Annotated in this window: 31 protein-coding genes; 22 read left to right on the top strand and 9 right to left on the bottom strand. The window is 47.7% G+C overall.

Annotation, left to right across the window (positions count from 1 at the left end; genetic code table 11):
• Positions 1-5: 5 nt before the first annotated feature.
• The 3 genes from KNO90_RS01640 to KNO90_RS01630 all read right to left on the bottom strand — a co-directional run bounded on the left by KNO90_RS01640 (position 6) and on the right by KNO90_RS01630 (position 1,510).
• Positions 6-221, bottom strand: coding sequence for a hypothetical protein (locus KNO90_RS01640; protein WP_215112873.1), 216 nt, complete (start codon positions 219-221; stop codon positions 6-8).
• 16 nt (positions 222-237) lie between these two features.
• Positions 238-618 (bottom strand): hypothetical protein, encoded by a 381-nt coding sequence (locus tag KNO90_RS01635; protein ID WP_215112872.1) that lies wholly within the window; start codon positions 616-618, stop codon positions 238-240.
• A 118-nt stretch (positions 619-736) separates the two neighbouring features.
• Positions 737-1,510, bottom strand: coding sequence for a sporulation protein (locus tag KNO90_RS01630; RefSeq protein WP_215112871.1), 774 nt, complete (start codon positions 1,508-1,510; stop codon positions 737-739).
• 99 nt (positions 1,511-1,609) lie between these two features.
• On the opposite strand from KNO90_RS01630, the gene KNO90_RS01625 reads away from it, so the two are divergent.
• From KNO90_RS01625 to KNO90_RS01590, 8 genes are all read left to right on the top strand, one after another.
• Positions 1,610-2,794 carry a class I SAM-dependent methyltransferase gene (locus KNO90_RS01625; RefSeq protein ID WP_215112870.1) on the top strand — a complete coding sequence of 395 codons (1,185 nt, stop codon included), beginning with the start codon at positions 1,610-1,612 and terminating at the stop codon, positions 2,792-2,794.
• Between the two features lie 35 nt (positions 2,795-2,829).
• Positions 2,830-3,258, top strand: coding sequence for a BrxA/BrxB family bacilliredoxin (locus tag KNO90_RS01620; protein ID WP_214741059.1), 429 nt, complete (start codon positions 2,830-2,832; stop codon positions 3,256-3,258).
• Between the two features lie 56 nt (positions 3,259-3,314).
• Positions 3,315-3,656, top strand: a complete 342-nt coding sequence (locus KNO90_RS01615; RefSeq protein ID WP_214741057.1) for a DUF952 domain-containing protein — start codon at positions 3,315-3,317, stop codon at positions 3,654-3,656.
• Between the two features lie 182 nt (positions 3,657-3,838).
• Positions 3,839-4,630 carry a transporter substrate-binding domain-containing protein gene (locus KNO90_RS01610; protein ID WP_214741055.1) on the top strand — a complete coding sequence of 264 codons (792 nt, stop codon included), beginning with the start codon at positions 3,839-3,841 and terminating at the stop codon, positions 4,628-4,630.
• A gap of 60 nt (positions 4,631-4,690) precedes the next feature.
• Positions 4,691-5,350 (top strand): amino acid ABC transporter permease, encoded by a 660-nt coding sequence (locus tag KNO90_RS01605; protein WP_012726548.1) that lies wholly within the window; start codon positions 4,691-4,693, stop codon positions 5,348-5,350.
• Positions 5,347-6,069 (top strand): amino acid ABC transporter ATP-binding protein, encoded by a 723-nt coding sequence (locus KNO90_RS01600; RefSeq protein ID WP_012726547.1) that lies wholly within the window; start codon positions 5,347-5,349, stop codon positions 6,067-6,069. Before KNO90_RS01605 ends, KNO90_RS01600 begins: the two co-directional genes overlap by 4 nt.
• 30 nt (positions 6,070-6,099) lie before the next feature.
• Positions 6,100-6,774, top strand: a complete 675-nt coding sequence (locus KNO90_RS01595; RefSeq protein ID WP_215112869.1) for a metal-dependent hydrolase — start codon at positions 6,100-6,102, stop codon at positions 6,772-6,774.
• Positions 6,775-6,776: 2 nt separating this feature from the next.
• A complete protein-coding gene (locus tag KNO90_RS01590) occupies positions 6,777-7,352 on the top strand; it encodes an HD domain-containing protein (RefSeq protein WP_215112868.1) in 576 nt (191 codons plus the stop codon).
• 38 nt (positions 7,353-7,390) lie between these two features.
• On the opposite strand, the gene fadH is transcribed toward KNO90_RS01590, so the two are convergent.
• Positions 7,391-8,155, bottom strand: coding sequence for a 2,4-dienoyl-CoA reductase (fadH, locus tag KNO90_RS01585; RefSeq protein WP_214741049.1), 765 nt, complete (start codon positions 8,153-8,155; stop codon positions 7,391-7,393).
• 212 nt (positions 8,156-8,367) lie between these two features.
• On the opposite strand from fadH, the gene KNO90_RS01580 reads away from it, so the two are divergent.
• A complete protein-coding gene (locus KNO90_RS01580) occupies positions 8,368-8,631 on the top strand; it encodes a hypothetical protein (RefSeq protein ID WP_215112867.1) in 264 nt (87 codons plus the stop codon).
• A 45-nt stretch (positions 8,632-8,676) separates the two neighbouring features.
• Here KNO90_RS01580 and KNO90_RS01575 read toward each other — a convergent pair whose 3' ends face one another.
• Positions 8,677-9,756 (bottom strand): N-acetylglucosaminidase, encoded by a 1,080-nt coding sequence (locus KNO90_RS01575; protein ID WP_353048456.1) that lies wholly within the window; start codon positions 9,754-9,756, stop codon positions 8,677-8,679.
• A gap of 68 nt (positions 9,757-9,824) precedes the next feature.
• Here KNO90_RS01575 and KNO90_RS01570 point away from each other — a divergent pair, with 68 nt between their 5' ends.
• Together KNO90_RS01570 and KNO90_RS01565 are read left to right on the top strand one after the other, a co-directional pair.
• On the top strand, positions 9,825-10,823 hold the full coding sequence (locus KNO90_RS01570; protein WP_214777505.1) for an aromatic acid exporter family protein: 999 nt from the start codon (positions 9,825-9,827) through the stop codon (positions 10,821-10,823).
• A 173-nt stretch (positions 10,824-10,996) separates the two neighbouring features.
• Positions 10,997-12,124 carry a M20/M25/M40 family metallo-hydrolase gene (locus KNO90_RS01565; protein ID WP_214741043.1) on the top strand — a complete coding sequence of 376 codons (1,128 nt, stop codon included), beginning with the start codon at positions 10,997-10,999 and terminating at the stop codon, positions 12,122-12,124.
• 45 nt (positions 12,125-12,169) lie between these two features.
• Here the strand turns inward: KNO90_RS01565 and KNO90_RS01560 are convergent, their stop codons facing one another.
• Positions 12,170-12,343 (bottom strand): hypothetical protein, encoded by a 174-nt coding sequence (locus KNO90_RS01560; RefSeq protein WP_215112866.1) that lies wholly within the window; start codon positions 12,341-12,343, stop codon positions 12,170-12,172.
• 73 nt (positions 12,344-12,416) lie between these two features.
• Here KNO90_RS01560 and rnz point away from each other — a divergent pair, with 73 nt between their 5' ends.
• From rnz to KNO90_RS01525, 7 genes are read left to right on the top strand one after another with little or no spacing between them, the layout of a single operon-like run.
• Positions 12,417-13,322 carry a ribonuclease Z gene (gene rnz / locus KNO90_RS01555; RefSeq protein ID WP_214741038.1) on the top strand — a complete coding sequence of 302 codons (906 nt, stop codon included), beginning with the start codon at positions 12,417-12,419 and terminating at the stop codon, positions 13,320-13,322.
• A gap of 1 nt (position 13,323) precedes the next feature.
• Entirely contained in the window at positions 13,324-14,208 is an 885-nt protein-coding gene (locus KNO90_RS01550) for a hypothetical protein (protein WP_215112865.1), read from the top strand.
• On the top strand, positions 14,205-14,615 hold the full coding sequence (locus KNO90_RS01545) for a DUF4430 domain-containing protein (RefSeq protein WP_214741034.1): 411 nt from the start codon (positions 14,205-14,207) through the stop codon (positions 14,613-14,615). Before KNO90_RS01550 ends, KNO90_RS01545 begins: the two co-directional genes overlap by 4 nt.
• A complete protein-coding gene (locus tag KNO90_RS01540; protein WP_251127299.1) occupies positions 14,566-15,252 on the top strand; it encodes a hypothetical protein in 687 nt (228 codons plus the stop codon). Before KNO90_RS01545 ends, KNO90_RS01540 begins: the two co-directional genes overlap by 50 nt.
• A complete protein-coding gene (locus KNO90_RS01535; protein WP_215112864.1) occupies positions 15,230-16,177 on the top strand; it encodes an ATP-binding cassette domain-containing protein in 948 nt (315 codons plus the stop codon). The genes KNO90_RS01540 and KNO90_RS01535 overlap by 23 nt, the downstream gene beginning before the upstream one ends.
• Positions 16,159-16,704 carry a hypothetical protein gene (locus tag KNO90_RS01530; protein ID WP_215112863.1) on the top strand — a complete coding sequence of 182 codons (546 nt, stop codon included), beginning with the start codon at positions 16,159-16,161 and terminating at the stop codon, positions 16,702-16,704. Before KNO90_RS01535 ends, KNO90_RS01530 begins: the two co-directional genes overlap by 19 nt.
• A 41-nt stretch (positions 16,705-16,745) precedes the next feature.
• A complete protein-coding gene (locus tag KNO90_RS01525) occupies positions 16,746-17,078 on the top strand; it encodes a hypothetical protein (RefSeq protein WP_215112862.1) in 333 nt (110 codons plus the stop codon).
• Positions 17,079-17,106: 28 nt separating this feature from the next.
• On the opposite strand, the gene KNO90_RS01520 is transcribed toward KNO90_RS01525, so the two are convergent.
• Positions 17,107-17,901 carry an SDR family NAD(P)-dependent oxidoreductase gene (locus KNO90_RS01520; RefSeq protein ID WP_215112861.1) on the bottom strand — a complete coding sequence of 265 codons (795 nt, stop codon included), beginning with the start codon at positions 17,899-17,901 and terminating at the stop codon, positions 17,107-17,109.
• A 145-nt stretch (positions 17,902-18,046) separates the two neighbouring features.
• On the opposite strand from KNO90_RS01520, the gene KNO90_RS01515 reads away from it, so the two are divergent.
• The 3 genes from KNO90_RS01515 to KNO90_RS01505 all read left to right on the top strand — a co-directional run bounded on the left by KNO90_RS01515 (position 18,047) and on the right by KNO90_RS01505 (position 21,676).
• On the top strand, positions 18,047-18,949 hold the full coding sequence (locus KNO90_RS01515; RefSeq protein WP_214741024.1) for a peptidase U32 family protein: 903 nt from the start codon (positions 18,047-18,049) through the stop codon (positions 18,947-18,949).
• 9 nt (positions 18,950-18,958) lie between these two features.
• A complete protein-coding gene (locus KNO90_RS01510; RefSeq protein WP_215112860.1) occupies positions 18,959-20,200 on the top strand; it encodes a peptidase U32 family protein in 1,242 nt (413 codons plus the stop codon).
• Positions 20,201-20,278: 78 nt separating this feature from the next.
• A complete protein-coding gene (locus KNO90_RS01505; RefSeq protein ID WP_214741020.1) occupies positions 20,279-21,676 on the top strand; it encodes an MATE family efflux transporter in 1,398 nt (465 codons plus the stop codon).
• On the opposite strand, the gene KNO90_RS01500 is transcribed toward KNO90_RS01505, so the two are convergent.
• A complete protein-coding gene (locus KNO90_RS01500) occupies positions 21,677-22,540 on the bottom strand; it encodes a DMT family transporter (protein ID WP_214741018.1) in 864 nt (287 codons plus the stop codon).
• Between the two features lie 199 nt (positions 22,541-22,739).
• On the opposite strand from KNO90_RS01500, the gene KNO90_RS01495 reads away from it, so the two are divergent.
• Positions 22,740-24,866, top strand: a complete 2,127-nt coding sequence (locus KNO90_RS01495; protein WP_215112859.1) for a DNA topoisomerase III — start codon at positions 22,740-22,742, stop codon at positions 24,864-24,866.
• Between the two features lie 14 nt (positions 24,867-24,880).
• On the opposite strand, the gene ytzI is transcribed toward KNO90_RS01495, so the two are convergent.
• On the bottom strand, positions 24,881-25,072 hold the full coding sequence (gene ytzI / locus KNO90_RS01490) for a YtzI protein (RefSeq protein ID WP_214741014.1): 192 nt from the start codon (positions 25,070-25,072) through the stop codon (positions 24,881-24,883).
• Positions 25,073-25,107: the final 35 nt, after the last annotated feature.

Below are 25,107 nucleotides of genomic sequence, written 5' to 3'. Positions count from 1 at the left end.
ATTTTTTATGAGTTATAGCCAAGGAATACCGTGAAGACGAAGCTTGCGACCGAGATCAGTAAGAGAAGGAACGACAAGGACATGCCTATTGTGACGAGTCCTTTGGAGAGTCGTTGTTTGGATTTGTACAGTGCGAACGAAAACACGAGACTGAATAGGCCGAGCGTCGCGAATAGTGTAAGCGGGATTGCTCGGTCTTGGAGTAACTGAAGTAAATCCAACGTTGAATCATCCTTTCTAATCAAGCGCCTTCTGAAATCGTCGTTGATGGATACGGTACGTCAATCTGCTGATCACGACGAACAGGAGCATGAACATCCAGTATATGAAGATATAGTTTAATGAAAATGCAGAGACCCCATCATGTCTGACCGAAGAAATCCAAAGCAAAAGGAGTGAGGCAGGGAAATGAATCAATAGTACGAGATAGGGCATGAACTTCATAAAGGATAAGTCGTTTGTCGACGGATTGCGCATGAGACACATGGCAAGTAAACCAATCAGCACTTCGAGCCCACCAAGCGTGAAGAAAGCGAGTGAGTCAGAAAGACTAGTCTCTAGAATGGGTGAGGCAAGCGTTGCAAGACCGAAACTCCCGATCATGATTAAAGCAAGCAAGATGTAGTCACCTCCAGAGAAGAGTTGATTCCATATGTTTATTGTAAAATAATGGATATTGAAATTCAATACCTCAGAAAAACACGCCATTCATAAAAATGACGTGTCAGCCAATTTTTTAGATTGATTGTTCAATCATCCCTTCGATGTCGCGACGGACTTCAGCTACTGATAAACGCGCGGATTCATAGCGTACACGATGCGTCGATTCGTCAGAGCCCGTCAAGTCGGCGAAAAGGCTACCGAGGTCGTGGACACTGCGGTCGACTTGAATGAGAAGTTCAATCGAACCCTCTTCTTGTAAGATGACGACTTCTACCTCGTCCAATTGGCGACCGAATCGTGAACCGTTCGCTGAATATTCAAGTTCTTGTGCAATCGGGAGACGTCCTGAACGATGTCGTGCCGGGAGCATCTCCGTGTCGGCTTTCTTCAAACGGAAGCCGAGCTCGTCCATCGCATCTAATATGACTTGTTGGGCTACGTTCGGTTGCACGGTGATCGCATCCTCATCTTTCGGGTCGACGGCTTGGGCGATATCAAGTCCCGTCTCAATCCATGATTTCGATTGACTCACAGAGAGTGGCGTATTGAACGGGACGTTGACTGTGAACGGGATCTCTTTCACTTCTCCGGGACCGATCATAAACGGTGCCTCATTCAATAAAATTTTTTCGATCGTGAACGTCGAGTATGTCGATTTATCGTTCACCTCATGTTTATACAACGTGTTGAAGAAAAGGTAGATGCTGTCGACGGACTGTTCGACCGAACCTCCCTCCACATGAACGACCCCATGTAGTTCACCGCCGGGCGTGCAGTGACTTTCATTTAAGCGTGTGTCGACTTTTGCGGCACCGATTCCGATTGATGATAAAATCTTTTTAAACATATGTGTATCCTCCTTTGACGTAACGTCGTCTTCGTGTAATAGTATGTACGGACAGGTGAAACGATATGTTTCAAAATTTATAAAAAAGGATTGAATCCATTGGAATATAAAGCGTTACAAGAACGTCTCGAAGACGTCATCCAATCAAATCATCTCGTGTCGGCGACCATCAGTCAACCCCGCCAAAAATCAAGCGATCTCCGACGGGTCAAATTGAAACCGGTCATGTTACGAAATGCGTATCATATCCAGTTCGAGTATCAGTACGAACGAGTGATGAGCCATAAAAACCTGACACCAGACGAGGCCGTCGCGGAATTGAATGAGCTTCTCGAAACGTTCCGTCAAGGACAGTTTCAATTAAAAGAATCCGACCTTCAGTTCCAATTATCGAAAAAATTCAAAGTGACATTGAAAGAAAAGCAGACGGCTCAAAAAGAAGTCCAACTGAGTCATAATCGGGAAAAACAATACGTGCTCCCGCTCGACGAACCAGTTCCATTTCTAATCCGGCTCGGCATTCAGTCAGCGGACGGGAAAGTGAAGCGTCAAAAGTATGACAAGTTCAAACAAATTAACCGCTTCCTTGAATTCATTGAAGATTCACTTAAACATTTACCGACGGACCGCACTGTACGCATTCTCGATTTCGGTTCAGGTAAATCGTATTTGACGTTCGCGCTCTATCATTTCCTTCATGAGATGAAAGGGTATGACGTCCATATCACAGGGCTCGATTTGAAAAAAGAAGTCATCGAAGAGTGTGCATCGATCGCGAAAGATCTTGGATATGAGCGACTCGAGTTTTTAGTCGGGGACATCAATGAGTATGAAGGAGAAACAGCTGTTGACATGGTCGTGACCCTTCATGCATGTGACGTGGCGACCGATATGGCATTGGCCCGTGCCGTTCGCTGGGGAGCGAAAGTCATCTTGAGTGTACCGTGCTGTCAAAAGGAATTGAATCGTCAAATTCACGCGCCTAATTTGGATGTGATGCTCCAACATGGATTGATCAAAGAGCGTTTCGCTTCCCTGGCGACAGATTCGATTCGGGCTGAACTACTCGGTCTCGTCGGGTATGATGCCCAATTACTTGAATTTATCGATCTCGAGCATACGCCGAAGAACATCATGATTCGTGCCTATTTGACGAACCGTGTGGCGACTGCAGAGACAAAGGCGCGTTACCTCGCCTTCAAACAGATGTTAGGGGCAGACCCGTTCTTAGAACGCGAATTGAGCGATAGACTTGTCCTCGAGGTAGAACAAGACGTAAAATAAGAGAGTACAGACGAAATGTCGAAAGGGGAAACAACATGGATTTTCAATTATATTTTCAAGATGTAGTCGAACAAGCGCGTAACGAAGTGCGCGCTGCAGGATACACAGAGCTCACGACACCAGAAGAGGTGGACAGTGCGCTTAAAAAAGAAGGGAAGACACTCGTTCTCGTCAATTCGGTATGTGGGTGCGCAGGCGGGATTGCACGTCCAGCTGCTGCATACGTAAATAAGATGGAAGGCGTCAAGCCTGACCAATTCGTAACGGTATTTGCCGGTCAAGACCGTGAAGCGACAGACCGCGCACGTGAATATTTTGAAGGATATGCACCGTCTTCACCGTCGATTGCCCTCCTCGAGGATGGTAACATCGTGACGATGGTAGAACGTAGTGAAATCGAGTCGTCAACTGCGGAAGAACTTGTCGACCAGTTAAAAACACTGTTCGACATCTACTTCGCATAATTACGGATCAGCGCAAAGGCATTGCCTTTGCGCTTTTGTGAAAAGGGGCAGAGTATATGGAACCAGTCATCAAAATCATGACGGAGGCAGAATATATGATTGCCCTGTCACGCGGTGAAATCAATGAACCGTCGCTTCAATCGGAAGGGACGATTAAATGTTGTACACCGCAACAGATTGGAAAAGTCGTTAAAGAATCGTATCCAGGGAAGTCGGTTGTCCTTGTCTCGCTGCACGTCAACCGCCTTGGACAACTGTTACATTATGAGTTAGATGAGGACGGAGAACGCTATCCTCACGTGTATAGTGCCATCCCGATGTCTTCCGTCAAACAGGTTCAACCGTATGGATCTCGCGACAATGGAACGGTCACATATTTCGCCTTCGAGCGAATGTGACCTTCTTTTTTTGTATAATTTGCATGAATATACTTTACAAGTAATAATTATGTGTATATAGTGGTTGAAGACACAAGTCGGACAACTGATGTGTCATAGAACAGTTGAGCTACGTTCACACATATGTCATAATTTTGTTAAAGTTCTGATAATTATCATTCAACTACGAAAGGGAGATGAAGATGAAAAAAGGTTTTCTAGCATTATGTTTAGCAGGACTAGCCGCGTTCTCAGTCGCATGTGGGGCAGACGTGAACGAAGGAGGATCGACATCGACCGATGGTGAGGATGACAAAGTCATCGTCATGGGGACGAGTGCCGATTACTTCCCGTATGAATTCGTCGATACAGCGAATGGGGACGAAATCGTCGGATTCGATATCGACATCGCCAAAAAAGTGGCAGAGAACATGGGATATGAATTGAAAATTGAAGACATGGACTTCGGTAGCTTGCTTGGAGCTCTCAATGCAGGTCGTGTCGACTTCGTCATGGCGGGGATGACACCGACAGAAGAGCGAAAAGAGAATGCTGATTTCTCGGATATCTATTTCACAGCGGTAAACTTGATTTTATCGAAAGATGATTCGCTTCAATCACTTGATGATTTGAAAGGCAAAAAGATTGGAGTCCAGCTCGGTTCGATTCAAGAAGGAATCGCACAGGACCAAATCACAGATGCTGAAATCGTTTCGTTGAACAAGATTCCTGAGATCATTCAAGAAATCAAGACAGGACGTATCGATGCGATGGTCATCGAAGATACGGTCGCGAAGAAATATCTTGAGCAAGACAGTGAATTGACAACATTCGAAATCGTAGACGAAGAAGAAGCAGGTTCTGCTGCTGCCTTCCGTAAAGACGATGAACTACGCGATCAATTCAACGAAGAGTTGAAGAAGATGATCGACAGTGGAGAAATCGAAGAGTTAGCACAAAAATGGTTTGAAGAAGAGGCTGAACCAGCCGAATAATGAATCGTACGAGGCTGACTGAAGATGAATCGGTCAGCCTTTTTTTAGGAGGAACTTACTATGGACTTTAGCCGAATTTATGATTCAATCCCTTACATACTCGAGGGGATTCCAGTCATGTTCCAAGTGGTGATCGTCTCGGCATTGATCGGGATCTCACTTGGGATTGTTGTCGCTACATTGAAAATCGTCCCGAATCGTCTGATTAACTTCATCGGACATGCTTATACGGCCGTGTTCCGTGGGACGCCGCTCATCTTGCAACTCGCCATCATCCACTTTGGATTGCCGCAACTGACTGGATACATCACGACACCATACCAGTCAGCCGTCATTGCCTTCTCTCTTAACTCGGGGGCGTATATTTCGGAAATTATTCGCGCAGGTATTCAAGCGGTTGATAAAGGACAGTGGGAGGCCTCTGATGCTCTCGGTGTCCCATACGTCAAACAATTACGTTCCATCATCTTGCCACAGGCGTTCAAGAACATCTTACCTGCTCTTGTGAACGAGATGATCACGTTGACGAAAGAGTCTGCCCTCGTCTCGACGGTCGGGGTGCTCGATATCATGCGTCGCGCGCAAATCGTCGGTGGGCAGAAGGCGATTTACTTCGAACCGCTTCTCTTCGCCGGTGTGATATACTTTACGATAGTGATGATTTTGACGTATCTTGGACAACGTCTAGAAAAACGGTTAAGAAAGAGTGATGGAAGATGATCGAAGTAAAAGACCTACACAAACAATTTGGTGACTTAGAAGTATTGAAGGGAATCACGACGACAATCGAACGTGGTGAAGTGGTAGCTGTCATCGGACCGTCTGGATCTGGTAAATCGACATTCCTACGCTGTTTAAATATGCTTGAAATCCCGACAAGTGGAACGGTCAGTGTCGACGGGTTCGAACTCACGAAAAAAGGGGCGAACGTCGCAAAAGCACGTCAAAATATCGGAATGGTGTTCCAACAGTTCAATTTGTTCCCGCACATGAGTGTATTGGACAATTTGACGTACGCACCAATCAACGTGTTGAAAGTTAGTAAAACGGAAGCACTTGAGCGTGCAAAAAAATTACTCGAACGTGTCGGTCTTTCTGAAAAAATCGATGCCTATCCGAGCCAACTCTCAGGTGGACAAAAACAACGTGTCGCGATCGCGCGTGCCTTGGCGATGGAGCCGAACGTCATGTTATTTGATGAACCGACGTCAGCACTTGACCCGGAGATGGTCAATGAAGTACTCGACGTAATGAAAGGGTTAGCAGAGACAGGAATGACGATGGTCGTCGTCACACACGAAATGGGCTTTGCCCGTGAAGTGGCTGATCGTGTCCTCTTCCTCGATGAAGGAATCCTCATGGAAGAAGGCAAACCGGCTGACCTATTGTTAAATCCACAAACAGACCGGGCGAAACGTTTCTTAGAGAAAGTGTTGTAATCTGATTTCATAGAGGAAGGATGAATGCACATGAAGATCACGTATTACGGACATGCGACAGTTGGACTAGAGATTGATGGGGTACACGTCTTGATCGACCCGTTTTTAACGAGTAATCCCCATACAGACGTAAACCCGTCCACACTACGTCCAGACTATTTGCTACTCACACATGCTCATTTCGATCATATTGAAGATGTCGAATTGATCGCGAAGGCATCTGGCGCGACCATCGTGGCGACACATGAACTCGCGACGTATTACGAGAAAAAAGGCTTCTCTGTCCATGGGATGAACATCGGGGGAGGCCATGCCTTTCCATTCGGGCGTGTCACGATGACACAAGCATTTCACAGTTCAAGCTTTGACATGGGAGACACTCCTGTCTACATGGGCATGCCGGCTGGATTCATGATCGAGACGAATGCGTTGACACTCTATCACGCGGGAGACACGAGTCTCTTCTCCGATATGAAAATGTATGGAGAACGTTTTGAAATCGATGTCGCCTTCCTTCCAATCGGAGATAACTTCACGATGGGACCGACAGATGCATTGGATGCGGCGCAGTGGCTACAAGCGAAACGTGTCGTCCCGATTCACTTTGATACGTTCCCACCGATTAAACAAGATGCTCAGGCATTTTGTGACCAATTGCACCGTCGTGGCCTATTGATTGAACCGAATACGACGATCGAGATTTAAGTGTGGACGTGATACAAGCGACGAGAAAGTTCGTCGAAACGGTTCATGCAAATGATGAGACAGGTCACGATTTTGCGCATATCGAGCGAGTCGTTCGACTCGTGGAGCGCTTGATGGAACATGAACTAGTCGATCGAACGGGACTTCTATTAGCCGCTTATTTACATGACGTGGAAGACCATAAGCTCGGCCGACCGAAAGGGCTCGTCAAACAACATTTGGCTACTCTCGATATCACAGAAACGCAAATACATTTTGTGGAAGCATTGATTGATCAGGTTTCTTTCTCAAAAGGAATGACACCGACGACTCGCGAAAGTGAAATCTTGCAAGATGCTGACCGTCTTGATGCAATCGGGGCGATCGGCATTGCGCGAACGTTCCAGTTTGCGGGTTCTCGCGGTACACCGCTCGATTTGTCAGCGGAAAGTGCGATTCAACATTTTCATGATAAATTGTTGAAGCTGTCGTCTAGTATGCATACCGCTAAAGCACAACAATTGGCGATGTCCCGTCATGCGTTCATGGAGCGGTTTTTAGAACAGTTTCACGAAGAGTGGGATGGAATCGATCAATAAAAGGACGACCGAGATAAATGTCTCGGTCGTCCTTTTGATTAGAATGGATGTTTGTTGAGCCAATGTCCACCGTCTAATGAGATGCAATCCCCGTTCAAATAACGCATCTCGTCGGATGCCATCCAGTATGCCAAATCCGCGATTTCTTCAGGTGTCCCAAAACGTCCAAGTGGTACGTTACGGCGAATGCGCTCCACTTCCTTCACGTGGGATACGAGCTTTTCAGCACCGCCAGTCCGCTCAATCGGTCCAGGACTGATTGCATTGACGCGAGCTCCGAACTGATAGCCCCATTCAACGGCAAGTGTTCGTGTCAAATTCAGGACGCCAGCTTTCGCTGCTGCACTCGGCGCGACCCCTGGACCGGCTTGCCATGCGTATGATGCCACCATATTGATGATGGAGCCTCCGCGAATCTCGTCTGCTTCCCAATGTTTTCCGAGCACATGGGTACAGTTGAATGTTCCGTTCAAGACGATGTCGATGACGCTAGCCCATCCGTTCGGAGACAACTCGAGTGTCGGACAGACGAAATTACCGGCGGCGTTATTGACGAGTGCGTGGACCGGCCCATATGCGGATACGATGTCTGCGAGTGCTTGAGCGCATCCTTCATAATCACGAACATCATGTTGAACGCTCATTGCCTGACCTGAGCTGATCGCATTCAATTCGTTCATCGCTTCTTGCAGCCGTTCCTCGTTTCGACCGCTAATGGCGACGTTCCATCCTTCCTGTTTAAATTTTAACGCCATCGCTTTCCCCATACCGGACGATCCCCCGGTAATCCAAATCGTTTTCATCCTAATTCCCCCTCAAAAATGAATGGTCGTTCATTTATAGTATTCGTCTTGTGATGTGAAAATCCTTCAATAAGATAGTGATTCATATTGAATCATTCCCTTGACTTGAAACGTATACATATGATGTAGATCAACTCATATCGAGTGCGATCAATCATGCTAAATTTGAACGGGCTTGGGTATCCTATGCAAAAGATACGTATGGCGTTGTCGTGACCGATGAAGAAGTGGATGAATGGATTGAAAAGGGACCAGATGCGACTGTGTTGCCGTCACAAAAACGCCTTGCAGAGGCGAAAGAAATCAGTGTGTACGAGCTCAATCATAACCTGTATCGTGATCAATATATCAAATGGGTCCTATGGGAAGAGTTGATTCCACTCATCACGGAACGATATGAAGAGACGACTGATCAGGTGCTCGACAACAATCGTCTCATTGAACTGTACGAGGGTGAAGTGAGGAGCACTCTATGAACTCCGGACATCAAATAGCCCGCCTCATATGAGCCGGGCTACTAGTTATTGGATGGTATTCAAGTACTTCAAACCGAGTTCTCGGTCGATCGTGTACATCGTACCGGCGACCTTCTCGCCCCAATACGGGTCTGACGCATAAAAGATGTTAATTCCTTTTTGTTTGTTACCAGGGTAATCTCCGCGTGCGTATGGACCTTTTACATATTTGGTCGCAAACAGCTCTGCAGCCGCCTTGACGCTCGCTTCGACGGTATCAAACGATGTGGCATTTCCGCTTGGATCGTCGTCTGTTGCATGGAAGCCGAATAGGTTCCGTTTTTCCCGAGCGATGTCGGACGTTCCAAATTGAGACTCATGACCGGCCACCGCGAGTAAGAACAATGCATTGATTCCGTAAGTCTCTTCTCCACGTTTGAAGGCAGCTCCCTCTCCTGAGAGAGGGGAGTCGATGCTCTTTAAATATTGATCAAACGCTTTGGCGGAATACGGAGATGCAGACCGTATGGAAGCGAACTGATACGGAGAATCGAATACGTCTTCGACACGTTCCGTATAATAACGGTCTTTGGAACGTTTCTCTGTCGGTCCGACGAGAAACGTGCCAGCGAGATTCGCGTTCGCCTCGACCGAGTGATAGACATCCCCATCTCGAATCTCATAATAGCCACGTCTTTTTACGACAGCTTCTGGGAACAATGCCATCTGATCAGGTTTGACATAGACGTCCGCTCCTGAAATACGTACTTTTAAATGGTTTTCACCTCGTTCGAGTAACTGGAGCCTAGTCCCACCGGCAACATATGATTGACGTTTTTGGAATGATGCATCTTTATATAAGTGAGTGATGGCATCACTTGGAGTGACAACGACTCCCGTACCAGTAAAGTCGAGGACCTCTCCGGATGGGGAAAAGAGCGTTCGGTTGTTTCCCGCTGCCATGTATCGTTTTGCCTCAGCTAGGCTTTCAAACGAACGGGTGACACGGTCACCGTTCGTCACCGTTTCGACGGTATAAGTATCTTCACGGGAAGATTGAATCCATAAAAAGGCTGCGATGGCGAGGCTGAGTGTCGCAATCATCGACCAACCCTTAAGTCTTTTCTTTCGTTTCAATCGAATCACTTCCAAACTTTTGAATTGCCAAACGAGTTGATTTAGTCAACAATTTGATGGAGAAGGGGGAAATCCATATGAAAATTGGAACGCGGACGTTAAAGACCGCGGTCGCAGCAGGTATCGCGATGCTCATTTCCGAGACGATTCATCTTGATTATTTTGTATTCGCAGCCATCATTGCCATTTTGAGCATTCAAGAGACCCGAAAGAAATCGATTCGGGCATCATACGAGCGGGTCATGGCGAGTCTTCTCGCCATCGGGATGGGCGCGGCGATGTTCACATTACTTGGCTATTCGCCAGTGACGCTCACACTCTATTTTGTCATCTTCATTCCGCTCGTACAACAATTGAAACTGCAAGATGGGCTCATCACAAGTGTCGTCATCTTGACTCACCTTTATACGGAGGGACAATTTTCGCTTGAACTATTCGTCAACGAGCTGTTATTGATTGCGATAGGTGTAGGAGTCGGACTTGTCGTCAATATGTATATGCCGACGCTTGATCGTGAGATTGATCGGATCAAGGATAGCATTGACCGTTCGCTCGCTGTATTATTTTACGATGTGGCAGCATGTGTCGAGACCGGTGTCTATAACAACCATTCGATGATGCTCATCAAGACGCGAGACTATTTGAAAGAAGGCAAAGATTTAGCCCTTCGTCGTATGGGCAACTCAATCGGGAAGCGTAACGAAGATATGGATTATTTATACTTCAGGATGCGCGAGCGTCAATACGATATTCTCAAACGGGTTGCTGACAATGCTAGAGAGATCACAATGGTTGTGAATGAGGCGAAACCGGTCGCGACATTCTTACGACGTGTCGGGGACCATGTGAACGAACAAGCGGATGCCTCTGTTTTTTTGCAGGAGCTTGAAGAGATGATTGAACATTATCGAAAAAACGTACCTCTCCCCACGACACGTGAGGAATTCGAGGTACGCTCATCCTTGTTGAATATTCTGTCAGATGTAAAAAGTTACTTGATCTTAAAAGAGCGATATATCTTGCTCTTAAAAGAACATGGTCATACTCGAGAGAAACGTGCTGATCAAAAAGATTGAGACGATGACGACGACGCCGATTTGAATGATGCGTTGTCGTCTTTTCTGTTTTTTCTTCATGGTTTGCCTCCATATACGTGTTTGCCATCATTGTACAGAATGGAAAAGATTCGTGCAATCCAGGGGAGTTTGTTATAATAGTCGAGAAATGTTTGGATGGAGGGATGTTGTTTATGGTAAACGAGACACGCGTGCTCGACACATTTTTAGGATTGGTCGGCATTGATTCAGAAACGAAGGAAGAAGCGGTCATCTGTGAACACTTGAAAGGGGTATTCACTGAGCTTGGTTGCGACGTCTACGAGGACGATGCATCTACGAAGACGGCACACTCTGGTAACAACTTAATCATCACGTTGCCTGCAACAAAAGAAAATGTCGATCCGATTTACTTTACTTCACACATGGATACGGTAACCCCAGGTAAAGGAATCAAGACGAGTATCAAGGACGGATACGTTGTTACAGACGGAACGACGATTCTCGGAGCGGATGATAAGACAGGACTCACGGCGATGATCGAACTCGTGCGTGTGTTGAAAGAAAAACAAATTCCACACGGTCAAATCCAGTTCGTCATCACGGTCGGGGAAGAATCGGGTCTCGTCGGTGCGAAAGTATTGGACTTATCGAAAATCGATGCGAAGTTCGGTTTTGCCCTTGATTCGGATGGGCCGGTTGGAGACATCATCGTCGCAGCACCGACTCAAGCGAAAGTAAACGCCAAGATTTACGGGAAAACGGCCCATGCGGGTGTCGCACCGGAAAAAGGAATCTCGGCGATTCAAATCGCAGCGAAAGCGATCGCGAAGATGCCACTCGGTCGTATCGATGAAGAAACGACTGCGAACATCGGACGCTTCGAAGGGGGCCGCGCGACAAACATCGTGTGTGACTATGTCGAAGTTCTTGCTGAGGCCCGCTCACTCATCCATGAGAAGATGGAGAAGCAGGCGGAAACGATGAAACAAGCATATATCGAAGTGGCGGAGTCATTTGGTGGTCGTGCCGAAGTCGAGATCGACATCATGTATCCTGGATTCAAGTTTGAAGAAGGGGATGAAGTTGTTGAAGTGGCGAAACGCGCAGCTCAGACAATCGGACGCCCGACTCGAATTCTTCATTCTGGAGGCGGGTCAGACGCCAACGTCATCGCCGGCGGTGGAATCCCGACCGTCAACTTGGCAGTCGGTTATGAAGAGATTCATACGACGAACGAACGGATGCCACTTGAAGAGTTGTATAAACTTGTCGAGTATGTCGTCACAATCGTCGAAGAAGTCGCATCCACAGAGAAATAAAAAAGAGCCGACCATTCGTCGGCTCTTCGTATGTGTTCGTACTCGTTATGCTGCGAACTCCAGTGACTCTAAAATCAATTCGTCTGTACAATGAAGTTCCATCGCTATGTCTTGAATTTGGATAGAGGTGCCCTGTTCCAGTTGGTGCAAGCGATTCATCAAAGCTGCGCGTTCTCGAATCGTCTCATAGATTGATTCGGGTTGTTCCGCTTTGGTCATCACAAATCACATCCTTTTCAGCGATTACGTCAAGTATAGCATGAAACGACTTGAAGAAAGGACTAAAATATTTATGAAGTTACAGTTTTTAGGAACCGGGTCGGGAATGCCTTCGAAACAGCGAAATGTCTCAGGACTCGCTCTTGAGCTTCCGAAGGTTACTTGGTTGATCGACTGTGGTGAAGGCACACAACATCAAATGCTTTATACAAAGCTCAAGCCGAGAAAAGTGTCGGCGGTATGGGTGACACACCTTCACGGTGACCACGTGTTTGGCCTTCCTGGATTCTTATCGACCCGCTCTGCCCTAGACGGGACTGCCCCATTGACCGTGTACGGACCGAAAGGATTGAAGAAATGGTTAGAGTCCACATTACGTGTCACAGGATCGCATCTTGGATATGAATTGACCGTCATCGAGTACTCGGATGGCGACACATTTGAACAAGACGACCATCTCGTTACTGTGCGAAAATTAGAGCACCGGTTCCCGTCATATGGATTTAGAATCAAGGGTCCAGAAAAAGCGGGGATGCTACGTGTCGATAAAGTAAAAGAACTTGGCATTCCGAGTGGACCGATTTATAAAACAATAAAAGAAGAAGAACAATTTGAATATGAAGGAAAATGGTACAGCTCTAAAGAATACGTCACTGAACCGACTCCGGGCAAAGTAGTTGCGATCCTTGGAGATACGACCCCATGTGAGAATGCGCGCTATTTAGCAGAAAATGCGGATCTTCTCGTTCATGAGGCGACATTCATGGAAAGTGAACAACCGCTCGCTCGAAAATATGGTCACTCGACGACACGTGAAGCGACTACGCTAGCGAAGACATCTGCAGTCGGTCAATTGATTGTCACGCATATTTCTGCTCGTTATGTCGGACGAGAGGAAGAATTTGAACAAGAGGTCGTTTCGGATTTTCCATCGAGTCTTGTGGCGAACGACTTTCTAGAATATACAGTGGGGGATTGATGTGACCATTCAACTCTATGTATGGGCCGCGTTTTTAGCAATCAGCGTTCTGTTAGGGATTCGATTAAATCAATTAAAAGAGCCGGAAGCCAACTTCTTTCCAAAGTTCTTATTCTATTCGTTACTCGGAATTGTGTCATTTCCCATTGGCGGGTTCCACATTCCGATTGGCTTTCTGTTGTCTTTTTTATTCTTTCCGAAACAGAATAGTCGGTATAAATGGTATGGGGCGCTGTTAGGATTCTTTTTCTTTCTCGTCTTACTTTTCGTCCCATTGTTTGACCAGTCGGGATTCCGGGCTGAATCCCAGCAGATCGGTGCAGTTTCCGTCACAGACGAATCGTTTGATGACATGACAGAAAAACTGTTACAACGCATCAATAGCGATTCAATCAAACTAGATCGAGGAAAACTGCAAATTGATCGGGATGGAAACGTTCAAACCATCGAATATTTACTCATGGTTGAGCGAGCCGAATCGTTTCAACAGATTCGCGTGACGTATGCGGATGGACAATTATCCTACGAACAGGTCGATGAACTTCGAAAGGAGTCCGGTCGTGCATTCTTTGAAAAACTAGTAGAGTTTGACCATATGCTCTCTACTTTACAAGATTCCTCATGGGAAGAATACACGGAAGTCGTGTCTGCACCCATCTTACAACTTTCGTACGATGGGTTGTATGATATGTACACGTTTGAGAATGAATCGATGCTTATGATCAACCGAGATCACGAGCTCGTCAAGTTTTGGCTACAGCGTGAACCAGTTCTCGCCAACAGTATCCAACTCGTCGGTCTGACACAAGAAGGACGAAGTTCGGGGGAACGGTTTGCAATCCTATATAACTATTCGATACATCAACGAGAGGATTTGACAGAATGATCAAACCGTATTTGAGTATTTCTCTACTAGCAACCGGCCTCCTTGTCGGATGTGGCGGAGAAAAAGCACAACAAGAGGCATGCGATGTTAGCCCGACCATTTCTGTATACAATGCCGCGACAGAGGAAACCCTCTATCAAGAAAAGAGTGTCTGTCTTGAAGAGGACGCGACCGTACTCGATGCATTGAAAGCGACGGGGCTAGACCTCGAAGTGACAGGAAACGGTGACATGTCTTACGTGACGGCCATCGAAGGCATCGAAGAAAAATCAGAAGGACAATCGTCAGGATGGGTATTTGCTTTTAACGGCGCACCGGGAGATGAAGGTGCCGGTGCCAAAGAAGTAGAATCGACGGATGTCATTCAATGGCGGTTCGAAGAAGATGCAGTGGCTTTCTTCGAATGAGGCAGATTGGGAGCGTAGACATCCTGTCACGCTCCTTTTCTATCTCCTCTGTCATCTGTACGTATTGATGAATGTCGGCAATGTTACCTTTTTTGTGATTGGAATCCTGATCCTACTTATTGTTGAACGCCGTTTCCCCTGGCCGATGCTCTCTATACTCATTGCGTTTGGTCTGATTTCAATCATGCCCATCCTGATTGGTTGGGAAATTTCTTATGCATACATATGGCGTCAGCTATTGAAATTGGCCGCCTTTTTACTCGGAATGTTATGGATTGCGCGCATCGTTCGTCTCGAACGGTTGCTCCCGCTCTTATCGAACTTTCCACGATCGTCTTCACTCTTATACGGTGCATGGGCACTCATCCCGTCAATGGAGCAGGCGGTACGCCAAGCGGTCAGGAGTCATCCAAAAGCATCTTGGCAAGAGGGTGTACAAATCGGGATTGAAAGCCAGCAAACTGAGCCGAAGTTTGCCGTAGAACCGATACGGCGCTTTCGCCTGGAAGATTTGTGGCAAATCGTACTCATTGGAGTCATGGGTTGGGCCACACTCTATCTGTTCGTTGGCTTTTGGCTGATCTATCCATATCTCACGAAAGGAGGGATGCGTGATGCAATGGTTATCTACCGTTGACGGCTCGTTTGAGCTGTATGTCAAACGTCACAGTCCACTTGTAATCGAGATGACACAATCGTTCTCTGGGAAAGTCGGACACTTACTTTCGAGCGTCGATCCGTTTCGAGGCGCGGAACTCGCCACCCTTTTACAAATCGATGCGCTTTATCCGAAGCGGTTCGATGCCTGTTCGAGCGGCGAACAACAGATTGTTCGAGTCGCCTATGCGCTGTTAAATCGACCAGACTCCATCGTCCTGATTGAACCGTTTCGCTATCTTGATCAATTTCGAAGAGAGCACTTGGAGATGTTGCTCCGTCGAATAGCTGGAATCGGGGTGCGAATCGGTTATACCGAGCGAGCGAAAGAACCTTCGGGCGAAGTGACATTCACATTCATCGAATCAAAGACGACTCCTTCCATCGATGCAACCGACGTATCCTATCGACATCCTCTGCAAGCGACGTATGCGATTGACCACGTGACGGTTCAGATGAAAGAACCCGGCCTCACGGTTTGCGTTGGGACGAACGGGAGTGGAAAGTCAACCTTACTCGAACTATTCGCCAAAAGTAGGCGTCCGCTTCAGGGGCGAGTGAAGAGAGGGGAGCGGGCAGTCTATCTTCCGGCTAACCCTGATGTTGGCCCGTTCCCACAAGAAGAGAAGCGACGGGTCGCCCAACTTCAATCCGTCCTCCACGATCCGTCAAGTGTCCTTCTACTCGACGAACCGACTGTAGATTTGACGAGAGGTGAGCGGGATGCATTCCTTGAAGCGCTTCAACAAAAGGCAAAGTCGGCCCGTGTCGTCTGTGCAACACATGACATGGAACTCATACAGGTTGCGACGGATGTGATTTATCTAGCGAGCGGTCAAGTCGTCTTTCACGGAGAACGTTCACTCTTTCAAGAACGGAGTACGCTATGGTCACATACGTCTTAGCTTTCTTGACTGCTATGTTCGTCTTGTACCGGTTTGAAAAATCGACTGCACCCATCCAACCGTTCGTTCAATTGTTAGCACTTGCCGTCATGGGGCGGTGGCTCTTCATGACGATTCCGAATGTTCAACCGACGACGGCCATCTTAATGTTGACGGCTTTACTAGTCAGCTTGAACGGGGCAGCCGTTCTCGCCCTCTTTGTGCCGATTTTATCAGGACTGTTGCTCGGAATAGGTCCGTTCGTTTTCTATCAATTTTTAGGGTGGCTACTCGTCGTAGTACTCGTACGTCTTTTTCGGCCGATTTTATTAAAATCGACGGTCCTCTTGTCACTTTTCGGACTGATATCGGGCTTTTTATATGGATGGATGACAAACTTGGCGTTCATTGAGGTGATTGGTACGGATGTCGTGAAGTTATTTTTACTCAGCTTCCCATTTGACCTTGCCCACGGTATCTCAAATGTCGTCTTTTTAATCATGATTCGTCCCTTGTTCGAGCGCATATTCCTTCGTCAACTCGGGTAAATATACAATAGTCAAATCATATTGAGTGAGGTGAACGACGGATGGGTGCATATATCAATCTCACAGAAGTCGGTATGTTTCTACTCGTAGGATTATTGTTTATCGTGCTAAACCTGATTCTATTGGCAAAACGTTACACGAGAGCCCGTTTCGCGATGCTGAGCATCCTCGCGGCGAGCGTATGGCCAGCACTCATGATCGTTCTTTCAGTAGAACAATTGAGTATCATGGACCAACTCACGTCGGGAGGGTTGACGCTCGATGCCGTGATCGCGTGGGGAGCCGTAATCGCTACAGCACTCATGACGATGATTCCGGCAGGTGTATTTTTATATCGGCTTGTGAACGTATCTCGCTTACATTCTGAACCATAAAAGGAGCGACCCTGAGGGCGCTCCTTTTTCATGTGGTTGATTCAGCACTCGTACCGTCTGAGGGTTTTTGAACGCGCCGAAGCACTTCAAGACTGAGCGCTCGAGGCATCAATTTGGCGACCCCTACCATCAATTGATTGGAAAGACCAGGGATAATCACGCGTTTATTGTTCATGACCCCTTTATAACCGAAGAAGGCGACGAGATGAGATGGCATTTTTGAGAAAGATAATTCGCTACCCGCACGGTTGAAGAAGTTCGTATCGGTCGGTCCTGGGCACAATACGCTAACATGTACACCACTCCCTTTCACTTCGGCATGCAACGCCTCCGTAAGAGACAGTACATACGCCTTTGTCGCATAATAGACGGCCATATATGGACCGGGTTGGAATGCGGCGACGGAGGCGACGTTTAAGACATAACCATGGTCACGCTCAAGCATGTCAGGCAAATAGGCCTTCGTCAGCTCGGTCAACGTATTGACGTTCAATCGCACTTCGTCCGCCTCCGTCTCGGCGTCGAGGTCGGCAAACGCGCCGGACGTACCGAATCCGGCATTATTGATTAAAAAGTCAACCGTCAGTCCTGCTTCAGCAATCAACTTCGTCAATCGGGTTGCGGCATCGTGTTTGGCTAAATCGATAGCGAAGACATGGACGTTGATGCGGTATCTGGTCTCGAGCACTTTTTTCAGCTCGTAGAGTCGCGGTTCGTTCCGAGATACTAAAATACAGTCATACCCATCACGAGCAGCGAGTACCGCTAAGTCTAAACCGATTCCCATCGAGGCACCGGTGATTAAAGCTGTCTTTGACAACATGATCCACTCCTTTAATGAAAAGTCATACATTGTTACTGAATTCTTCACGAGTTGTTAAAATCCTGCTCCGTTCGCACATTGAATCCTATGCTAAAGTATAGCAAGAAAATGTGATTAGACTCACAAAGTAGGGAGAAGAACAGACATGATGATTCAGCTCGTCACTACGGCGCAAAGCGTCGATCAGGCAGAAGCGTTAATCAAAGCCGGTGCAGACCGCCTGTATATCGGGAATTCTAGGTTCGGTTTGCGACAAAAAGGAGATTGGACGATTGATGCTGTGAGGGAAGTCACACAACTTGCCCATCGACATGGAAAAGATGTGACTGTGGCCGTCAACAACCTGATGCACAATGACCACATCGAAGAATTATCCGGATATGTACAGACATTAAAAGCGATTGGCGTCGACGACGTGACCGCCGGGGATCCAGGTGCCATTCGTTTGATCCGGCAAGCGAAGATTCCGTATTGGTATGATGCCCAGACACTTGTCACGTCTGCTAAACAGATTCAGTTTTGGGGGAAGCGGGAAGCAATCGGGGCAGTTGTCGCACGTGAAGTGACGCTCGAGGAACTTGCTCTCATCCAACAACAAATCGGGCTGCCTGTCGAAGTACAAGTGTACGGACCGACATGTATCCATCATTCGAAACGACCACTCGTAACGAACTACTTCAATGAACTCGGTCGTCCTTCTGAAGAGGCGAAACAGCGGGAGTTTTATATGAGTGAACCAGCTGATGCATCGAGCCGGTACCCGATTTATGAAGACGAGAACGGGACGCATATTTTCTCTGAAGATTTGACGCTCATGGGCCAGCTGCCGACGTTAGTCAAACACGGACTTCATACGTGGAAACTCGATGGATGGCATGCCGGCGACCAGTTTGTCGAAATCGTTAAATTGTTTACGTTCGCCCGTGCGAACCTCTTGAACGGTAGATTTGACCGTGTTGAGATGGAAGCCCGTCTCAACGACCTGCAACCAGAAGGATTCCGTCTCGGAACGGGATTATTGTTACGCAAGCCAGAAGAGATTAAGTGAGGGATCAAGATGAAACGACGTCCAGAATTATTAGCGCCAGCAGGGAATTTAGAAAAATTGAAGATGGCGATTCATTACGGGGCCGATGCGGTCTATATCGGTGGTCAGCAGTTTGGTTTGCGTTCACGTGCCGGTAACTTTAGCTATGACGAAATGCGAGAAGGTGTGGCGTTTGCCCACGGTCGCGGTGCGAAAGTATATGTCGCTGCCAACATGGTGACGCATGAAGGAGATATCGAAGGAGCGGGTGACTTTTTCCGAACGCTTCGAGACATCGGGATTGATGCGGTCATCGTCTCGGATCCAGCGATGATTGAGACATGTCTATCTGAAGCGGAAGGATTGCCGGTCCACCTATCGACGCAGGCTTCTGCCACGAATTATGAGACGCTTCGTTTTTGGAAAGAAGAGGGACTCGAACGAGTTGTGTTGGCTCGGGAAGTTTCGATGGATGAAATCGTCAAAATGAAACAGGAAGTCGACGTCGAGATTGAGACGTTCGTCCATGGGGCGATGTGTATCTCCTATTCAGGAAGATGTACGCTCTCGAACCATATGACATTGCGGGATGCCAACCGTGGAGGATGTGCCCAGTCATGCCGTTGGAAATATGGATTTTTTGAAGAAGGCGAATTGTTGACGAAAGACATGGAGGCACGAGATGAAGAGCCGTTCTCGATGAGTTCCGTTGATTTGTCGATGGTCCGTCATATTCCTGACTTGGTGGAGGCTGGAGTCGACAGTTTGAAAGTTGAAGGGAGAATGAAATCGATTCATTACGTCGCGACGGTATGTAACGTCTATCGTCAAGTGATTGACGCATACTGTGAAGATCCTGAGAACTTTGTGTTCGATCCGGCTTGGGAAGAAGAGATTTGGAAGGCGGCCCAACGTGAACTTGCAAGTGGATTCTATTATGGAATTCCGACCGAAAAAGAGCAATTGTTCGGGAAACCGCGTTCGATTCCGCAATTTGCGTTTGCCGCTCGTGTCATCGCATACGACCCTGTGACGGGTATGGCAACGCTCGAGCAACGTAATCACTTCTCAATCGGGGAAGAAGTAGAATTTTTCGGACCCGGATTTGTTCGTTTTTCACAAGTCATCGAGACAATTGAGGATGTCGACGGTCAGCCGATTGAATCCGCCAACCAAGCGATGATGACGATTCGAGTAAAAGTAGATCAACCGGTCGCAACTGATTACATTATGCGCAAGCGAAAAGGTGTTCCGGCACGTACTCTCATTTGACACATCGACCGAGCCAACATAGTCGCCCGATCCGTTCAATCCTGCTACCCTAAGAGATAGAGACGGAGGGATGGAAGAATGAACCAAAATACGGAGCAATTGCGGACTGAGCCCATCGGCAGACTCCTCTTCAAGTTATCGCTACCCGCGATGATTGGGATGCTCGTGACGGCGCTCTACAATATTATTGATACGATTTTTGTCGCCCGTGGTATTGGTGCGTCAGCTGTCGCTGCCATCGGGATCGCGTTCCCGATTCAAATGATATTAATGGCTGTGTCTAGCGCAGTCGGACTAGGCGGGGCGTCGATCAGCTCGAGAAAGCTCGGACGAGGAGATGATGCCGGCGCGGCTGTTACGTTTTTAAATGTACTCGTACTCGTCGGTCTGTTTGCAGCTCTTGCAGTCAGTTCTGCCTTCTTTATGCTAGATGAGATTTTGAAGGTTTTTGGTGCCACGTCGGAGATTATGGAGCTCAGTCGACAATACTTATCGGTTGTGTTGATCAGTTCACCATTCTTCATGTTCACGCTTGCTTCGAGCGCGATGGTTCGTGCTGAAGGTCAGGCACCCTATCAAATGAAGGTCATGCTGACGACCGTCCTCGTCAATCTCGTGACAACCCCACTCTTCATTTTCACATTTGATTGGGGGATGTACGGGGCTGCTACGTCGACGGCACTTGCCCAAGTCATCGGTTCGATATTGATGCTTCGTTTCTTCTTCGCCCGAAAACCAAAAACGGAACTGCGCTTCAAATGGCGACAGTTCCGGATTCGATTTGATGAAATCAAAGAGATTATGGCAATCGGTTCATCATCGTTCATCATGATGGTGTCTCAATCGATTTTATTCGTCGGCGTCAACGTGATGCTTGGGACATACGGAGGAACGGAAGAGTTAGCCATTTTCGCTATTATCAATAAGTTCATGGCGCTCGTCGGCATGCCAATCATGGGCATCGTCCAAGGGATGCAACCGATTGTCGGATATAACTATGGGGCAGAACGGTTCGACCGTATGCGTGAGACTATCTGGACAGCGATGCGTGCCGGAATCGCGATTGCTGTGGTCATCTGGCTCGTGTTGCAACTATTCCCGCACACGCTTATGGGATGGTTCTCGACGGATGAGGCACTTATTGCCGGGGGAGTGACGGCGATTCACATCCTGTTCGCGGTCTCCTTCTTACCGAGCGTGCAGATGCTCGTCAACGGAATCTATCAGTCGCTCGGAAAGGCGCGAGTCGCCATGTTCCTATCGCTTTCCCGTCAGACGCTCTATACGATTCCGCTCGTCTTTATCCTACCATCGTTTCTTGGGGTGTTCGGCGTCTGGCTCGCATTCCCGATTGCGGATGCGATGACGTTTTTGACGGCGATCGCTTTGGCGTTTTGGGACCGTAAGCTGTTGTTCCGTCCCTCAGAGGAGGACACGGAAGAACATCAGGTTGATCCGAAAGCGACAAACTTATAATCAAACGTCCGCTCGTGTCGAGCGGGCGTCTTCTTTTAGGAACAAGTAAATCCCGCCGAGAAGGACAATGGCCCCGACCCATTGGAACGGTCCAAGTCGCTCTCCGAAAAAGGCGTAACCGAATAGCATTCCCCACAGCGCTTCACCGAGAATCGTGATGCTGACGACGGTCGCACTGACCCGAGCGAGCGCAAAATTGAACAGATTGTGCCCGAGAATCGTCGGGAAGAAGGCGAGGGCGAGGAAATACCACCAGTTGATTGATTCGAAAGCAGTGAATGTAGTGCCGCGGACGAGTAACATGAAACAGAGAACGATTGTCGCGACAAAATAGACACTAAACGAATAGGTGTTTGTATTCATCGATGTTCGAACGTGTTGTCCGACGAGCCAATACCCGGCGATGAGGAGAGCGGCGACCAAGGCGAGTACATCACCGAATAACGCTTCTCGTCCAAGCTGAATATCTCCGGCTGCGACAAGCATCCCACCGATGACGGCGATGAGCGCGAAGGCTAATCCTTTACGGGTAGGACTCTTCTTAAAGATCACTGCATTCCCAATCAACACAAAAATCGGACTGGATGTGACAAAAAGTGTGGAACTAGCGACCGTTGTATAATCGAGTGATAAAAACCAAAGCCAAAAGTGAAACGCGAGAAGCGTCCCGCTAAGGAGTAAGGCATAGCGCGTCATGAGACGCGTTGTGATGAGTGCTTTGAAGTCGACGAACGGCAACAACATCAGACACGTGAATAGCATGCGGTAAAATGCGGCCGTCTCGGCAGGTGCCGACGTCCATTTGACGAATAGGACGCTCGTTGATAAGAAAAAAACAGCAGCGAACAAGATGAGATAAGACATAGCGACACTCCTTCACAGTTGTACTTCTCTGTTAATCATATCGGAAAACAGTCACGAGGCAAGACAAGATTCAGAAATAGCAAACAAATGCTCCCCTCTCGATGTGTCCATCTTCGACTTGATATAGTAAAATACATAGTAGAAGCTAGCTAATCATGTACGTCTTGCCATTATGTAGGAGGCAAAGTAAGGAGTTTTTATGAGACTAATCATTGCGGAAAAGCCATCACAAGCTCAAAAACTGGCTGCTCCCTATCCATCTAAAAAGCGAAAAGACGAGATTGAAATCTCACCATGTTCCCGTTTTCCTGAAGGGGCGATTGTCGTTTGGGCGGTCGGTCACCTTTGTGAACTTCAAGAACCGTCGCACTATCGTCCGGAATGGAAGTCATGGAAGTACGAGGCACTTCCAATCGTCCCGGAGCGATTTGATTATCGTATTTCAAAAGGGAAATCGAAACCGTTCTATGCCATTAAAAAATGGCTCCATGACCGCTCGATTACCGATGTCATCATTGCTTCAGATGCCGAGCGGGAAGGGGAGGCGATTGTTCGCCTGATTCTAAGACTAGCCGGAAATAAAAAACCGTTAGCGCGATTATGGATTTCGAGTTTGACGGAACAAGCGGTCGACCGTGGGTTCTCGCAACTGTTACCGGGTGAGCAAACGGTCCCATATTATCATGAGGCCATGAGTCGCGCCTGTGCCGACTGGCTCGTCGGAATGAACGCTTCTCGCGCATACACGACCTTGTTGAAGACGATTGGAATTGAGGATGTGTTCTCTCTTGGTCGTGTGCAAACTCCGACACTTGCCTTGATTGTCAATCGCGAACGAGAAATCAAACAGTTCGTACCAGAACCGTACTTTGAAGTCGAGGCGACACTTGCAAAAGGCCGAGGCACATTTAAAGCGAAGTATACATTTGGAAAGACGACAAAGCTCAAAACTCGAGAGGAAGCAGACGCGATTGTGAAACGAGCTTCCGGTACCGTCACGGTCAAGATGATTGACAAAGAAGAAAAAATTGAGCAACCTCCATTTTGGTTCAGTTTGTCTGGGCTTCAGGCAGAAGCGGGGAAACGATTCGGTTTCGGGGCGAAAAAAACACTCGATATCGCGCAAAAGCTATATACGAAAGGGTGGATCAGCTACCCGCGGACGGATTCTGGCTTTGTCACTCCAGATGAGGCGACGCTGTTTCCTCAAACGAAGGCGAGATTACTAAAGTCATCCGCATATGCGGGTCTACGCGACGTTCTAACCGAGGACCCGTCGAAAAATCGACGCTATGTCAATGCCAAGAAAGTCAGTGACCACTATGCGATCATTCCGACGGAGGCGTGTGGTGACGTCACTCGACTCGGCGGAGATGAGGCAAAGCTATACGATTTGATCAACCGACGTTTTCTAGCGGCATTTGCACCTGCAGCGAAGCTCGAGAAGACGACAGTTGACTTGATTGACGGAAACGACCTGTATCGGGCAAAAGGAACCGTCGTTGTGAGTCCCGGTTATCGAGAAGTCGTTGAGATGAAATCAAAAGACGTCGAACTTCCTGCCTTGACGGTCGGTGAAGAATTAAAAGAGAAGAAAGTCGAAGTGTTATCTAAACAGACGGAACCGCCGAAACGGTACACGGAAGGGTCGCTCATTATGGCGATGAAAGTCGCCGGGAAACAGCTCGACGACGAAGAATTGATTCACATCATGAAAGAGGTGGAGGGCCTCGGAACCGAGGCGACTCGTGCCAACATCATTGATGGATTGAAAAAGCGCGGATACGTACAGCTGCAGAAAAAGGAACTCGTTCCGACCGATAAAGGTCGTCTCTTAATCGATGTGCTCGGAGACAGCATTTTAGCTTCGCCCGTCATGACGGCGAAATGGGAGAAGCGACTCCATGAAATCGGACAAGCATCTGCTTCTGCCGCTGAATTTATTGAACAGGCGAAAAAAATGTCGATTCATCTAGTCGAGGAAGCAAAATCGCGGGTCGAGGCAGCGAATCCAGAAGGCTACACGATTGAGGCGAAGCGTTATGGAAAGAAAGGATCCGCTCGACCGAAGGCATCATTTGGTGTCTGTCCGAATTGTGGAAAGGGTCTCGTCGAACATCCGAAGTTTATCGGCTGTAGCGGCTATCGTGAAGGATGTCGCTTCACCGTCTCCAAGCAGGTGCTCGGTGTCGGACTCGTCAAAGACGAACTCAAGCAAATGATCAATGGAGGACAATCAAACGTTCATACATTCAAAAAAGGTGAGAAGACGTTCAATGCTTCTTTATATCTTGAAAAAGGTACACTCCGATTTGAATTCAAATAAAAAAGGGTCGCGCATTAGAGCGGCCCTTCTGTCTTGTCAGTCTTTTCCTGTTTTTGATCGTTTTCGATGCGACGATTGATTTCGTCATAATCGAGGACGATGTCGTCTTTATTATCTTTATAAGCGTACCCTTTTTGGATGACGACGATGGACGCAATCAGGACGAGTAAAATAATTAAGCCGCAGAAGGCAAATATCCAGGCCATAGAAATCCCTCACTTTCTCTCTTCAGTATGCCAAA

The sequence above is a fragment of the Exiguobacterium sp. s63 genome (assembly GCF_018617335.1).
Classification (GTDB): Bacteria; Bacillota; Bacilli; order Exiguobacteriales; family Exiguobacteriaceae; genus Exiguobacterium.
This window is presented reverse-complemented; position numbering and strand designations above follow the sequence as displayed.